14 protein-coding genes are annotated in these 14,222 nt (G+C 31.5%); 3 read left to right on the top strand and 11 right to left on the bottom strand.

Going from position 1 to position 14,222, the window contains the following annotated elements; translation table 11 throughout:
* Positions 1 to 515 precede the first annotated feature (515 nt).
* Positions 516 to 674, bottom strand: a complete 159-nt coding sequence (locus tag BMX60_RS07080) for a DUF1540 domain-containing protein (RefSeq protein ID WP_091350726.1) — start codon at positions 672 to 674, stop codon at positions 516 to 518.
* Positions 675 to 845: 171 nt separating this feature from the next.
* Here BMX60_RS07080 and BMX60_RS07075 point away from each other — a divergent pair, with 171 nt between their 5' ends.
* From BMX60_RS07075 to BMX60_RS07065, 3 genes are all read left to right on the top strand, one after another.
* The gene (locus BMX60_RS07075; protein ID WP_091350725.1) at positions 846 to 1,595 is read left to right on the top strand and encodes a MurR/RpiR family transcriptional regulator; all 750 of its coding nucleotides are present in this window, start codon (positions 846 to 848) and stop codon (positions 1,593 to 1,595) included.
* A gap of 165 nt (positions 1,596 to 1,760) precedes the next feature.
* Positions 1,761 to 3,311: an alpha-glucoside-specific PTS transporter subunit IIBC gene (locus tag BMX60_RS07070; protein WP_091350723.1), complete on the top strand. Its 1,551-nt coding sequence runs from the start codon at positions 1,761 to 1,763 to the stop codon at positions 3,309 to 3,311.
* Positions 3,312 to 3,447: 136 nt separating this feature from the next.
* Entirely contained in the window at positions 3,448 to 4,773 is a 1,326-nt protein-coding gene (locus BMX60_RS07065) for a 6-phospho-alpha-glucosidase (protein ID WP_091350722.1), read from the top strand.
* A 52-nt stretch (positions 4,774 to 4,825) separates the two neighbouring features.
* Here BMX60_RS07065 and uvsE read toward each other — a convergent pair whose 3' ends face one another.
* The 10 genes from uvsE to BMX60_RS07015 form a co-directional block, all read right to left on the bottom strand.
* Positions 4,826 to 6,076: a UV DNA damage repair endonuclease UvsE gene (gene uvsE, locus BMX60_RS07060; RefSeq protein ID WP_091350720.1), complete on the bottom strand. Its 1,251-nt coding sequence runs from the start codon at positions 6,074 to 6,076 to the stop codon at positions 4,826 to 4,828.
* Entirely contained in the window at positions 6,076 to 6,579 is a 504-nt protein-coding gene (locus tag BMX60_RS07055; RefSeq protein WP_143055908.1) for a glycosyl-4,4'-diaponeurosporenoate acyltransferase CrtO family protein, read from the bottom strand. Before BMX60_RS07055 ends, uvsE begins: the two co-directional genes overlap by 1 nt.
* Before the next feature lie 12 nt (positions 6,580 to 6,591).
* Positions 6,592 to 7,680 (bottom strand): glycosyltransferase family 2 protein, encoded by a 1,089-nt coding sequence (locus BMX60_RS07050; protein WP_091350716.1) that lies wholly within the window; start codon positions 7,678 to 7,680, stop codon positions 6,592 to 6,594.
* 246 nt (positions 7,681 to 7,926) lie between these two features.
* Positions 7,927 to 9,216, bottom strand: coding sequence for a dicarboxylate/amino acid:cation symporter (locus BMX60_RS07045; protein ID WP_091350714.1), 1,290 nt, complete (start codon positions 9,214 to 9,216; stop codon positions 7,927 to 7,929).
* Between the two features lie 263 nt (positions 9,217 to 9,479).
* The gene (locus tag BMX60_RS07040; protein WP_091350712.1) at positions 9,480 to 10,118 is read right to left on the bottom strand and encodes a phosphatase PAP2 family protein; all 639 of its coding nucleotides are present in this window, start codon (positions 10,116 to 10,118) and stop codon (positions 9,480 to 9,482) included.
* Between the two features lie 86 nt (positions 10,119 to 10,204).
* Positions 10,205 to 10,558: an inorganic pyrophosphatase gene (locus BMX60_RS07035; RefSeq protein ID WP_091350711.1), complete on the bottom strand. Its 354-nt coding sequence runs from the start codon at positions 10,556 to 10,558 to the stop codon at positions 10,205 to 10,207.
* A gap of 89 nt (positions 10,559 to 10,647) precedes the next feature.
* Positions 10,648 to 11,808, bottom strand: a complete 1,161-nt coding sequence (anmK, locus tag BMX60_RS07030; RefSeq protein WP_091350709.1) for an anhydro-N-acetylmuramic acid kinase AnmK — start codon at positions 11,806 to 11,808, stop codon at positions 10,648 to 10,650.
* On the bottom strand, positions 11,792 to 12,553 hold the full coding sequence (gene chbG, locus BMX60_RS07025; protein WP_091350707.1) for a chitin disaccharide deacetylase: 762 nt from the start codon (positions 12,551 to 12,553) through the stop codon (positions 11,792 to 11,794). The genes anmK and chbG overlap by 17 nt, the downstream gene beginning before the upstream one ends.
* A gap of 13 nt (positions 12,554 to 12,566) precedes the next feature.
* Complete coding sequence (locus BMX60_RS07020; RefSeq protein WP_207648408.1) at positions 12,567 to 13,880, bottom strand: 6-phospho-beta-glucosidase; 1,314 nt, start codon at positions 13,878 to 13,880, stop codon at positions 12,567 to 12,569.
* Positions 13,873 to 14,208 carry a PTS lactose/cellobiose transporter subunit IIA gene (locus BMX60_RS07015; RefSeq protein ID WP_091350703.1) on the bottom strand — a complete coding sequence of 112 codons (336 nt, stop codon included), beginning with the start codon at positions 14,206 to 14,208 and terminating at the stop codon, positions 13,873 to 13,875. Before BMX60_RS07015 ends, BMX60_RS07020 begins: the two co-directional genes overlap by 8 nt.
* Between the last annotated feature and the right edge of the window lie 14 nt (positions 14,209 to 14,222).

The raw sequence follows: 14,222 nt of genomic DNA, 5'->3' as shown, positions 1-14,222 counted from the left end.
TACTATGCCTGCAAAGTGGGCAAAACTTATTAAATTAGCCCAACAATGGATTACAGAAGAAACAGCCTAGCTTTTGTTTAGCAGAGCCCGGGCAGGAACTAGTAATCGGCTTGCGAACTCTTGACAAACCGAAGTCTTAAAAGGCTAAAATTGGTAACGTCAAGGGCTTATTTGTTATGCCTTTCTTTTGTTCCCTTCGCCCTTGTATCTTTGAATTAGCCTTTTAAGACTGTTTGTCAAGAGCGATTACGTTATTTTTCTTTATGCTAATCTGTTCGTGTGGTATTTAATCTATTTTTTCATAGAACTTTTTACATTACCGATACTGATTACTAATGTCAACTCATCTTAGGATATGAAAAACTTATTGAATTGACAAATATAATTGTGCAAACGGTTGCTCAATTTCTTTTAATATAACATAAATATATTTATTCGTCAACAATTGTTTTTCAATAAATAATAATCAAAAAAGTTATGCCAACTTGATGTCAGCATAACTTTTAATTCCCTTTTTATTCGGTTTCAAAGCTGCCACAGTCAGTAGCTTCTTGGTTTCTTGCCCTTGCTTCATGTTTAACAACATTTATATGATCTAAACTACAATAAGACTCGCTTTTAGCATGATATTTACATTCATTTACTGTGCAAGCAATGCTTTTATTTACCTTCACCTTATTTTCCCTCCCTTCTAATTTTATTTCAAATTTAGTATTTCCTAAAAATAAAATTTCTATTTTTATTTGTAAGTCTCTAATTTAAGGAAATATAATTAAATACCTACCCTTTCTTTACTTCTAAATTAATGTTAAAATTTTGTATAATCCTATTAGGAGGGGATTTTCATGGATAAGTTAATAAATAAGTATTATAATGATCTAAACCCCACAGATTTACATATCCTTAACTATATTTTATCTAACAAAAACAGTTATAAATTGACAATCACAGAATTAGAGGAAAAGTGTAACATATCCAAATCCTCCATTTTGCGTTTTGCAAAAAAATTAGGTTTTTCCGGTTATAGTGAATTTCGCTATTACTTAAAACAACAGATGGAAGGGGAAAATTCATCAGGAAATCCTATGCGGTATAAAGAAGGGCTTTTTATGGATATAAAAAGAACTATAAAAAGTATTGATGATAATAGTTTATTAAAGGCCTGCCAATTGCTTAAGAATTCTAAAAGGGGATTTATTTATGTAACTGGGTTAGCCCAATACAATATAGCCAAAGAGTTACAAAGAAATTTAGTTATATGTAACAAATTTTTACATATAGTTTATGATAACACAGAATTTAATTTAATCCTTAATGATTTAACCTCCGAAGATGTCTTTTTTGTTATTTCCTTATCTGGAGAAACAGATCGATTAAAACATGTGATGAAACAACTAAAAAGCAGAAATATAAAAACCATTTCTTTAACTAATTTAAAAAGTAATTACCTTTCTTCTATGGCAGACTGTAATTTATATGCAATTTCTTCTTACATCCCAGTTAACAAAGAACAACATTACTGGACCTTTGCTACTTTTTATATTGTCGTAGAAGCATTGACAAGATTGTATCTTGCATTACATAAAAAAACTTAAAGGACACTAGGTAGGTAAAAACCTACCTTTTTTCGTGGGAAATTTCTCAGAAAAAGGGAAAATTTATCTTTTGATTTTATATTTATCTTAATTATCTAAAAATATTGAAGAAATTCCTTTTCTTTTAGTAAAATCTAATTGTCAATAAAAAAGGGAGGTTGTTTTATGAGAGGTAAACTTCAACGTTTTGGCAGTGCCATGATGGCACCGGTTCTATTGTTCCCATTCTTTGGGGCGATGTTAGGGCTTTCAGTTGTTATGCTTAATACATCACTTTTTCCTTCTCTAGCCCAAGAAGGTACAATCTGGCATGGATTTTGGGATACTGTTCTTATTGCCAGCTTAACTATTTTTCAAAATATGCCATTTATATTTGTTTTAGGTCTTCCAATTGCTTTGGCTAAGAAAGCCCCAGGTAGAGCAGTTTTTGTATCTTTTGTTGGTTATGTTGTATTCAATTACTACATCAATGGAATTTTAGCCCATTGGGGAGATTTTTTTGGATATGAAAATTTCCTTACTGCCGATGGATTAATTGGTGTAACGGAAGTTGCAGGAAGAAGAACATTAGATACCGGTGTTTTAGGTGGTATTGTTGTCGCCGCCATTATGATATGGTTACACAATAAATACTTTGAAAAAGAACTACCTGAATGGTTAGGTATATTCCAGGGAACTCCTTTAGTATCAATTGTAGCTTTTATACTAATGTTCCCAATAGCATTATTTACTTGTTTTGTATGGCCTGTAATTCAACAGGGAATTACTTCACTACAAGGTTTAATGGTATCTTCTGGAGTCTTTGGGGTTTGGTTATATACTTTCTTAGAAAGGATACTTATACCAACTGGATTACATCACTTTATTTATGCCCCATTCTTGTTTGGTCCTGCTGTTGTTGAAGGTGGTATTGTTGCTCAATGGATTGAAAATTTACCAGCCCTTGCTCAAAGCACTGAACCATTAAGAGAGATGTTCCCATATGGTTTTGCCCTTCATGGTAACTCTAAAATTTTTGGTGTTCCTGGTATAGCTTTAGCTATGTATTTAACTGCAAAACCTCAAAACCGTAAAAAAGTTGGTGGTTTACTTTTAGCCGCTACTTTAACCTCTGTAGTTACTGGTATTACTGAGCCTATCGAATTTACTTTCCTATTTATTGCACCTTATTTATTCGCCATTCATTCAGTGTTAGCTGCTACTATGGCTGCAACTATGTATGCCTTTGGAGTTGTCGGTAATTTTGGTGGAGGTTTAATAGAATTTGCTTTTATGAACTGGGTTCCTTTATTTGCTAACCATTGGACTACTTATTTAATCCAAATATTAATAGGTCTAGCTTTCACTGCTATCTATTTCTTCCTATTTAGATACTTAATCCTCAAATTAGATATTCCATTACCAGGCCGTCAAAAAGATGAGGATGAAACAAAACTTTATACTAAAAAAGATTATCAACAAGGAAAATCCAACTCTTTTGCTGGGAAAGCTAAGGATATTTTAGTTGGATTAGGTGGAAAAGATAATATAGTCGATGTTACCAGTTGTGCTACAAGGTTAAGGGTAACTGTGAAAGATCCTTCTTTAGTTAAAGATGATAAATACTTTTTAAGTATTGGTGCCCATGGATTAGTAGTAAAAGAAAATAGTATCCAAGTAATTGTTGGATTATCTGTTTCTCAAGTAAGGGAGCATTTTGAAGGTTTATTGAAATAATCACTGTTAATAAAAGGTATTACGCCTCGGGTGAAATGAAAATTGCCAAAAAACAAATTAACCATGAGGCGAATCCCTATGATTATTGTTATATACGAAATTGTGTCAAAATCAGTAAGCTAAGGAGGTAATTATCATGAAAAAATTTTCAGTAGTAATCGCAGGTGGAGGTAGTACTTTCACTCCCGGTATAATAATGATGCTTATAGAAAATTATGATAGATTTCCTATACGGAAACTAAAACTTTACGATAATGATAAAGAAAGGCAAGAAATTATTGCCAAAGCCAGTGAAATATTAATAAAAGAAAATAAACCTGAAATCGAGTTTTCATATACCACTGATCCTCAAGAAGCCTTCACCGATGTAGATTTTGTAATGGCCCATATCAGAGTTGGAAAATATGCCATGAGGGAGTTAGACGAGAAAATCCCTTTAAAATATGGTGTAGTTGGTCAAGAAACCTGTGGTCCTGGGGGAATTGCCTATGGTATGCGTTCAATAGGTCCAGTTATTGAACTAATTGACTATATGGAAAAATATTCTCCCAATGCCTGGTTATTAAACTATTCCAATCCAGCAGCTATCGTAGCTGAAGCCACAAGGAGATTAAGACCAAATTCTAAAATATTGAATATCTGCGATATGCCAATAGGTATAGAAACAAGGATGGCTAAAATCCTAGGATTAAATTCTAGAAAAGAATTAGATGTTATGTATTACGGATTAAACCATTTTGGTTGGTGGACTGAAATTAGAGATAAAGAGGGAAATGATTTGATGCCCAAATTAAAATCCCATGTAGAGAAATATGGTTATGTAGTAGAAGGTGGAGATAGTCAACATGTTGATCCTAGTTGGAATGATACTTTTTTAAAAGCTCGGGATGTATATAAAACAGATCCTGATACCTTACCAAATACCTATTTAAAATATTATTTATTCCCTGATTATGTTGTTCAACATTCTAATAAAGAGTATACCCGGGCAAATGAAGTAATGGATGGTAGAGAAAAGTACGTTTTCGAGACATGTAAAAAAGTAATTGAACAAGGTTCTACTAAAGGTATTCATGTAGAAATCGATGAACATGCATCATATATTGTCGACCTTGCAACAGCTATTGCTTATAATACAAAGGAAAAGATGTTGTTAATTGTTCCTAATAATGGTGCTATCATCAACTTCGATCCTACAGCCATGGTAGAAATTCCTTGTATCGTTGAAAAAACAGGACCTCGCCCTTTAGTGATCGGCGAAATCCCTAGATTCCAAAAAGGTCTTATGGAACAACAAGTAGCTGTAGAGAAATTAGTTGTTGATGCATGGATTGAAAAATCTTATCACAAATTATGGCAAGCTATAACCCTTTCTAAAACTGTGCCAAGTGCTACAGTTGCCAAACAAATTTTAGATGAATTATTAGAAGCCAATAGAGGATACTGGCCAGAATTAAAGTAAACCTCATCTTTAAAACTTACTAAGCCAAGGATTTTTCCTTGGCTTATATATATTAATAAAGAAAATAATAAGATCGGAGAAGATAGTTCTCTTGATATTTATTTGATAAGCTGGCTAAGTAATTTTTAACCTTCTCCAACGGTTTGTCTTCTATTTTATATTCATTTAATAATAGAAAAAATTTTTCCTTTTCTTTAGGGGTAGCTTTATCTTTAAAATATCCCCATATATGTTCTAAAGCATTAACTGCTCCCCCTTTATTTTCCGGCAATTTTAATGCAGTGTCTATTAAATTATAAAATACTAAAGGTTGAGGGTTACTTTTATCTTTCAATAAGTTCCGTATTTCCCCGTATATTTTAGCTGATTTTTCTAAAACAATATATTTATATTTTGCCCACTCCTTTTCCAGCTCGGTTATACTTGCCTTTTCAATACAATTAATACATTTAATTGCCGATAAGTCTTTATCTTTGACTTCTAACATAATATCAAAATTATCTCCACCTATTTCTTTATAGTAATCAAAAAAATCTTGTACAAAAATGGTGTCTGAATGGCTACCTACTTTCCCCCCTATTTTTTGTTGCGAGTAATGGATTTTTTGCTTTCCATCGCCATCTTCCCATGTATCTCCTGCCTTTTTTATCCAGTATAGATCTCCTTTTTCTCCTTCTGGCTTATTTATAGTATGGTGAAGATTGTCAAAAACAACTGGTATTCCTAAACTTACCCCTAGATCTAATACTTCTTTAATATTAAAAGCCTTTTCATCATTTTCTATAACCAATCTTTTTTTTAAATTATCACCTAACTTAGAGTAATTTTTGGAAAACCTAGTTAAGGCTTTCCTTTTGTCACCATAAATACCTCCAATATGTAAAATCACCTTACAGGCTTTATCAACTTTTAGACTATCTAAAAATCTGCAATGATATTCTAAATCTCTGACAGCATTTCTTACAACTTCTTCATTAGGGGAATTTAAAACTGTGTATTGACCGGGATGCATAGATACCCTAATCCCATTATCCTTTATTTTGTCCCCTATTTTTTCTAGCTTTTCTTTAAATATTTCCCACCATTTTAACTCATTTATAATATGGGAACCAAAGGGAATTATATCTGAACTAATTCTAAAAAGTCTGATATTATTTTCCAGATTATATTCTATTTGTCTTTCTAAAACCCCTAAATTGTGCTCAATGATTTCTAATAATTTCCTTTCTGTAGCATTTTTTAAAACACAACCTTTTAAAGAATCTTTTATCCCTAATGTAATACATGCATAGCCGATAGCCATCAAATCACCTTCTCCAATTCACACTTTTCTCTATCTATTATCTTTTGTAATCTTGGCCGATTATATCGCTGAGCAATAATGCAAGGGAGGTTGACAGCTAGGGCATAAATAACCATTATTAGCCCTACCCACCAGAGGTTAAAAAGGAAAAATATAATTACTGGTATAATTTGTAACCAGTGAACCAATTCTGCTCTCCTTGTTTCTTCTAAAAAAGTAATTAAATATTCATAGTTTCTAGTCTTTAAATGTTTTTTAGCAAAACCATTAGAAAAAAAATCTCCCCCATCTGGTAAATACTTTTTCCACCTTTTTATTTTAAAAACCCTTTCATAAAACCTTCCTTCATCTTCCCAAGAAAAACTTTTATAAATTCCTCTATTTCCTTCGAACCACTTTTTAGGAAACTTATTGCCAAAAAAACCAAAAGTCATATGGATAATAAACCACAAGAAAATATTTAAAATAATTGTTGTTGCCGTTGAAAAATAAAATATCCTCATTTTTATCACCATCTATACTTTAATTTTTCTTCCTTTCCAACTAACTCTTTTTAAAATGAAGGTCATTACTATGGACCGGACAAAAACATAAATGAAAAATATTAAGTTGATAGGAAAGAAAATTATTATAAAAGGGGAAAAATTACCGATTTTAACTAGAAACCAGTAAAGTTGTAAGCCATATAGTAAAAAAAGACCATAAACTTCTAATAAATATTCCCCAACTAAAAGGGTCTTAAAAGTATTTATAGTTATACCCACCATTCCTGTAACCCATAAACTTATAAGTAATAAATTAATAATCCCTACTTGACCAGCTCCAGATGCAAAATTTTTACTCCATCCTTCAATTATCTCCCCTATTCCTCCAGGATACATCCTAAATGAAATAGCCCCCTTACCACCAAAACACCTTATAGGTATTCCTTGTTTCAAAAAATTTTTCCCTAAACTTATGTCTTCCAAAATACTTCCCTTAGCCATACTATGGCCACCTACTTTATAATAATCCTCCCTAGTCATAATTTGGCAAGGTCCGAAAAAGGCTAAAGGTTTTAATCTTCTACCTAGTGGTGTAAAAACATTAGTACCCATCATTAGAATTAAATTAAAAATAGCAGATAGATTTTCATAAAGTTTCTCCATTTTATGATACGGTTGAATAGATAATGGAGTTTTTTCTTTTAGAAATTCTGTGTATATCTTCTTTAGCCCATCCTGTTCAATCCTGGTATCAGCATCTAAAAAGATTAGTATTTCTCCTGTAGAGCTTTCTACCCCTTGCCAGAGGGCCCATGACTTTCCTTGCCATCCTGAAGGTAATGGTTTACCCTTTACTACTTTTGCTCCGTAATCTTTAGCAATCTCCACGGTCCTATCTGTAGACTGATCATCTATCACGATTACTTCTTTAGGATAAACCCTTTGTTCTTTTAGGGATTTTAATAATCCTGGCAACCTGTTTTCTTCGTTCCTTGCCGGTATTATTATAGATACATCCTTCAACTCTTCTTCCAAACCTTCTCTTATTGAAATAAAATTGGGTATTTTAAACAATAACCACAAACCACAAAGCCACATAATAATTCTAAATACCGTCATCTTCCCCCTCCTCCTAAAATTTTTTAACTTACTGATCCTTACTTCTTTAAATTTGTTAAACTTACAATTATTAATCCTCCTTCTAATTTAGCTAGATGGATAAAACTTATTCCTCACTTAACATCAAATCACCTGTAAACACTAATAATTATTCTCATTTTTAATAATTAGTTATTCTATATTTACTAGATAATTCCTGCAAATTAATAATAAAATACCCTCCCGAAATTTAGGGAGGGTTAATTTTTAGGCTAGTTGAGCTTTTCTACTCTCAAAATTCTCTTCTTTTTCTGGCTCTGCTTCAAATACACTTTGATCAAATTCCCCTTCCATTTTAGATATAATTACAGTACATACAGCATCTCCCATAATATTAATAGCAGTTCTTGACATATCTAAAAGCCTATCTATACCCATAATTAAGGCTATACCTTCTACCGGTAAACCTACTGATTTAAGAACCATTGAAAGCATTATAAGTCCTACTCCCGGTACTCCTGCAGTTCCTATGGAAGCTAAAGTCGCTGTCAAAATAACTGTTAAAATTGCTGAAAAAGTTAATTCTATACCGAATACTTGCGCTATAAATACTGTGGCAATCCCTTGTTTTAAAGCAGTTCCATCCATATTGATTGTTGCCCCTAAAGGTATAGTAAAGGAAGCAACTTTTGGTGAAACTCCTAGCCTTTTTACAACAGTATCTAAGGTTACAGGTAATGTTGCTCCACTGCTAGCCGTTGAAAAGGCTACAGATAAAGCTGGGGCAAAGTTTTTGATAAATTTCACTATACTTAAGCGGGTAAAGACTTTTAACATTCCACCATAAACTACTAATCCATGTATTACCAATGCAGCTATAACTGCAAACATGTATTTTAACAATGGTAACATTAACTGATAACCTTGTGTAGCAAAAGTTCTTGCCATCAAAGCAAATACACCTACAGGCGCTATATACATTACATATTCCACCATTTTTAGAACTAATTCATTTAATGATTCAAAGATTTTAATAATATTTTCAGCTTTTTCTTTAATACTAGATAGAGCTAAACCAGTAAAAATAGCAAATACTATGACTTGTAACATATTACCATTAGCTAATGCTTCTATTGGATTTCTAGGAACCATATTAAGCAGTACTTCTACCAAAGGAAGGTTTTCATTAATGTTAGGTTGGCTTTGAACATTATTTGCCAAGTCTATACCAATACCTGGTTTAATTAATAATCCTAAACCAAGCCCAATAGTTATAGCAACAGTAGTAGATAAGATGTAAAATAAGAGGGTTTTTCCTCCAATCCTTCCTAACCTCTTAATATCACCAACACCAGAAGAACCATTTACTAGCGAAATAAATACTAATGGAACTACCATCATCATAATAGCCCTCAAAAAAATTTGTCCTATAAGGTATAAAATTCCATCAATAATTACTACATCTTTAACATAATTTTCAGGCATGAAGTTTAGTATTAAACCAATTATCATCCCTAAAAATAAACCCTTTAAAATTTTCGATGTCAACTTTGTCATTCTCATTCCTCCCCATCTGATTAATAAAAAATAAAATCAATTGCATGAATATATATTTTATTTTAAATAAACAACCTTTTTACTTTTATGATTTATTGTACTAAAGAATATATTATGTGTCAACCTATTTTGGAAAATTGGCATTAAAAAAATTAAAACCAAAATTCGTGGTTATCTATTATTTCGTCTGATTATTACTATCTTTAGAATTTAATTGGTACAAAAAAGGTACTAAAAAAAGACCTCCACGAGGTCTTCTTTTTTTACATTCCTTTATTACCTATTCTAACAGGAACATCTTCCCCAACTGTTTCTGTACTTGTAAATGTGTTAAATACAAAGTGACATAAAACTAAGGCAGCTATTACATCTAATATCCCATGCTGTTTTATAAAAACAGTTGAAAGTATAATTGACCAACCTAAAAGATTAATCAGGAGATTACTATATTTCCCCTCTTTTAAACCTAACATTGTAATCATTGTTCCCAAAACATGGATACTTGGCAATGCATTATAAGGTTCGTCTATATAGTATATCCAAGCTACTATTTTTGAAAATATATCATTTCCAGTAACTTCCGGTCTAGGCATAGTTGTCTGAAAGAATAGATAAGTTAGATAACACACAACTAAGCCAAGGGAATAAGCTTTAATAGTATGGATATACACTTCCCTATTATTTTTAAATAGATATATTAAACCTAATAAAACAAAGGGATAAAAAATCACATAAGGAACTACAAATACAGGTATAAAGGGAATATAATTATCAACAGGTGTCAATACACTGGTGGCAGGTCTAGGTATCCGATTAAGAAAAAAATAAATCAGTTTCAACCCTGGAATTAACAGTAAATAGGATAAACTTACAAGCCCTTCCTTTGTTATTCTATTATTCATCTCTTCTCCCCCTATGTAGCAACTTTTTCTTTATTAATATAATATAGTTAATTACCTTAATTAACAATAAACAAATTATAAACTTTTTACTTATCCCATCGTCTTACTAATATTCCCCCAATAAAATCCAATTGATTGTGAAAAGTATATATCTTTTCTTTTTCCCTTTCTGTACAACCAATTAGCAATTTTATTTCAGTATCTTTTTTATCTAGGTCTACTGTACACATTATTGCATCTAATTTTTTATCTTTATCAGAACCTAACCAAAGGTCTATTCCTTCTCCATCCCCAGAAGAAGTCCCTTTTAAATAACCATAATCAACTTCATAAACTATTTCTTTTAACCTTGGATGCCTACTTCCCTTAGGCCTATCTATTACAATTTCACTTTCTTTAACTAACTTCTCTAAAGATAACCAGAATTTTTCGTTATACATATTTAGCCTCCTTGAAAAGCAGTTTTTATGTTTATTATATATCTTTGGAGATCTAAAAAAAAGAACTCCCTAAATATTTGGGAGTATGATTAAGGTATTATTTTACCTAAAATCACTGCTTTCTTTGCACCAGTTACTAAAGGTAAATTGTTAAGATTTCCTGATATACTTTCATTGGCTAAAATAGCAAAGGCAATCGCTTCTTTAGCATCACTTCTATAACCCTTTTCTTCTTGTGTAAATACTTTAGTATAATATAGTTCCTCTTTTAGCATTTGCATAATAATAGGATTATAACTTCCTCCACCACTTACAACAACTTCATCTATAACTAAATCTTTTAAATACAAATTATAATTATAAGCTATAGATTTTACAGTAAACCTTGTAAATGTGTTTACTATATCTTCAAAAGTTACACCTTTCTCTCTATATTTATTTATCATTTTTACAGTAAAGTCCTTACCAAACTGCTCTCTCCCTGTAGTTTTTGGTGGTTTAGCTTTAATTATAGGTATTGACATTAACTCATCTAACAATTCACTATTTAATTTACCTTTAGAAGCGATAATTCCATTTTCATCATAATTTTTCTCTCCATCAGTCATAATTTCTATACAAGTATCTATCATCATATTCCCAGGCCCTGTATCAAATGCAATTACATCAGATACATTACACATTTTAGGAAGGATTGTTACATTCCCTATACCTCCGATATTCTGTAGTGCTATAGTCTTTTCTGAATTTCTGTATAGTAAGTACTCCGTATATGGAACCAAAGGAGCACCATGGCCGCCAGCCGCTACATCCATAACCCTAAAATCAGCCACAGTAGTTATTCCCGTCATTTCCTTAATCACACTGGGTTCACCTATTTGCAACGTACTGTTTTGAGGTATATGATATATTGTCTGTCCATGGGAACCCACAAGATCAATTCTGTCTAGTTTAATATTACATTTTTTCGCAATAGAAATAGCTGCTTCTCCAAATTTCTTCCCTAAATAAAAATTAAGTTGACATATTAACTCCACATTTGACTCAGAAACAGAACACGCTTTATTTATTTCATTTCTTTCTTCCGAAGTATATGGAAAAGTTTCAAAACCAATTAATTCTATTTCAGTATCTAACCCACTATTTTTAACTCTTACTAAAGCAGCGTCTATTCCATCTAATGAAGTTCCAGACATTAAACCTATTATTAATTTTTCCTTCTTATTATACAACTTAACCAATTTTTCCATCTCGTATATCCTCAAATCTAATTAGTTCTATTTTGTGCTCATTTAACCATAATTTAATTTCTTCTGACATTAGAATTTCTAATTCTTTTTCCCTTGGATAGGTATAGGAACTCAAAGATAACAATTCATTATCTATTAGAGCTGGATGAGTCATAATCTCCAAAATTCCATCTTTTCTATTACTTATTATTGCTTTCAAATTTTCTAGTGTAACCTTCTTATCATAAAAATCCATACTAAAATACTCTGTAGTAAGAATTCTTTTTTCCTTAACAATTTTATTTACATATTCATTTGCATTACGTAATGGAACCTTTTCCTCTAAAGCAATATCGGCAATTATTTCAGCTACACCTGGATACATATGGATATGATGATGACTGTCAATATGTGTTAATTTTACACCAGTAGATTTAAATTTTGTCAACTGAGCTCTCAATTCCTTTTCCACTTCTTCTAAATTCATCTTTTCTTTAAGAATTGCAAACCTTTTATAAAAGGCACCTTGATCATCAATAAGACTTAAGACATCGGTAGAAATTGGTTTGCCACAAGTCAAATTGAAGTGAATCCCTAATTGTTCTATTCCATTACTTTTAGCTAAATTTATAGCTTCTTCCGCCAACGGCATGTTAATCATAATTGTTGTATTTGTTACAATTCCTTCTTTTATAGATTTAATTATCCCTTCATTACAACCCTTTGTAAGTCCAAAATCATCTGCATTAACTATTAATTTTAACATTTGTAATCCCCCATTATTTAAATTGAGGTAAATATTGTTTATTAATATTTAATAATTCATCAACTAACTTCCTCGCTTTTTCAACTGATAAAACCAAGGGGTGATTAACTAAAGCCATTACAGCTTTATCTTTATCTCCTGTTACCCCTGCTTCGATTGCTAATGATTCATAAATCTTAACTTGATTTATTAAACCTACTATTTCTTTAGGAACATCACCAAAAATTAACGGCACTGCACCATTATTACCCACGACACAATTTGTTTCAATTATAGCATCATCTGGCAAAAAGGAAATTGTACCATTGTTTTTTACATTAACAACATGTATTTCCTTTTTATCATTATAAATTGCACTTATTAATGAAACCGCTGCATCAGAATAATAAGCACCTCCTCTTTTTTCTAGTTCCTTTGGTTTTTCATCTAAGTTTTCATCTTTATAAATTTCAAATAACTTCTTTTCTATTTCCATTACTTGTTGAGCCCTACTACCTTTTCCTTTTTGAGAAAGAGAACTTTGTTGTTCTTTTAGTAATAAATCGCTCATATAATAATACCTATGGTAAGGACAGGGTATCATCCCAAGATTTTTTACAAATTCTCTATCCCATTTAAGATCAGGAATATTTTTCATATTCAGCTGACTTCCATCTAACATTGTTTTTATAATTCTTTCAGTAATATCTTCTCCTCGCAACAAAACTCTTTTTCCCCATACTAAATGATTTAAACCTATAAATTCGACAAATATATCTTTTTTATCTACTTCAAGTAATTTTGATATAGTCATCTCCATAGTTATTGGAACATTACATAATCCAATTGTTTTCACCTTAGTATATTTACTAATAGTTTCTGTTATAATACCTGCCGGGTTAGTAAAGTTAATTAACCATGCCCTTGGTGCTAATTCCTCAATATCTTTACAAATGTCTAGAATAACAGGAATAGTTCTTAAAGCTTTTGCAAAACCACCAGGTCCAGTTGTTTCTTGACCTATTACACCATATTTTAATGGAAATTCTTCATCTCTAAGTCTCGCCTCTAAACCACCAACCCTAAACTGAGTTATAACAAAGTCTGCATCCTTTAAAGCTTCTCTTCTATTTAAGGTTAAAAAAACTTTAGTATCTAACTTTGCTTTTTCTATCATCCTTTGGGCAAGTTTTCCCACTATATTTAATTTTTCTTCTCCCTCTTTAATATCTACTAACCAAATCTCTTTTACTGGTAATTCATTTGCCCTTTTAATAAAACCTTCTATTATCTCTGGTGTATAGCTACTCCCTCCACCTATAACTGCTATTTTCAATAATTTATTCATCATTACCCCCTAACCTTTCCTCTAATTTTTTAAACTTCTCATGCATCTTAACTAGATTTTCTATCAAAGTTTTTTCAGCGATTGCAGTCATCAGATGATCCTGAGCATGAACAAATAAAAGTGATATATCTATTTTTTCTCCTGCCACTTCTTTTTGTATCATATCTGTCTGAGCTTTATGGGCAATACCAATCTCAACATCACTTTTTCTCATATGTTCTTTACTTTTGTCAAACTCACCTTGTTCAGCCCACTTTAATGCTTCATATGCCTCTGCCCGGGCATTTCCTGCATGAAGAATTATTTCAAAAATTACTTTTTCCTCCAATTTAACTCCTCCTC

The sequence above is a fragment of the Anaerobranca gottschalkii DSM 13577 genome, from assembly GCF_900111575.1.
Taxonomy (GTDB): Bacteria; Bacillota; Proteinivoracia; order Proteinivoracales; family Proteinivoracaceae; genus Anaerobranca; species Anaerobranca gottschalkii.
The sequence above is the reverse complement of the archived record's forward strand: the minus strand, read 5'-3'. Positions and strand labels throughout refer to the sequence as shown.

Excerpts from the sequence above, each read along its gene's own strand:
- BMX60_RS07070 (WP_091350723.1), top strand. The coding sequence starts at position 1,761 with ATGAGAGGTAAACTTCAACGTTTTGGCAGTGCCATGATGGCACCGGTT.
- uvsE (WP_091350720.1), bottom strand. The coding sequence starts at position 6,076 with ATGGCTATCGGCTATGCATGTATTACATTAGGGATAAAAGATTCTTTA.
- BMX60_RS07075 (WP_091350725.1), top strand. The coding sequence starts at position 846 with ATGGATAAGTTAATAAATAAGTATTATAATGATCTAAACCCCACAGAT.
- BMX60_RS07055 (WP_143055908.1), bottom strand. The coding sequence starts at position 6,579 with ATGAGGATATTTTATTTTTCAACGGCAACAACAATTATTTTAAATATT.
- BMX60_RS07050 (WP_091350716.1), bottom strand. The coding sequence starts at position 7,680 with ATGACGGTATTTAGAATTATTATGTGGCTTTGTGGTTTGTGGTTATTG.
- BMX60_RS07045 (WP_091350714.1), bottom strand. The coding sequence starts at position 9,216 with ATGACAAAGTTGACATCGAAAATTTTAAAGGGTTTATTTTTAGGGATG.
- BMX60_RS07065 (WP_091350722.1), top strand. The coding sequence starts at position 3,448 with ATGAAAAAATTTTCAGTAGTAATCGCAGGTGGAGGTAGTACTTTCACT.
- chbG (WP_091350707.1), bottom strand. The coding sequence starts at position 12,553 with ATGTTAAAATTAATAGTTAATGCAGATGATTTTGGACTTACAAAGGGT.
- BMX60_RS07020 (WP_207648408.1), bottom strand. The coding sequence starts at position 13,880 with ATGAATAAATTATTGAAAATAGCAGTTATAGGTGGAGGGAGTAGCTAT.
- BMX60_RS07035 (WP_091350711.1), bottom strand. The coding sequence starts at position 10,558 with ATGTATAACGAAAAATTCTGGTTATCTTTAGAGAAGTTAGTTAAAGAA.
- anmK (WP_091350709.1), bottom strand. The coding sequence starts at position 11,808 with ATGGAAAAATTGGTTAAGTTGTATAATAAGAAGGAAAAATTAATAATA.
- BMX60_RS07040 (WP_091350712.1), bottom strand. The coding sequence starts at position 10,118 with ATGAATAATAGAATAACAAAGGAAGGGCTTGTAAGTTTATCCTATTTA.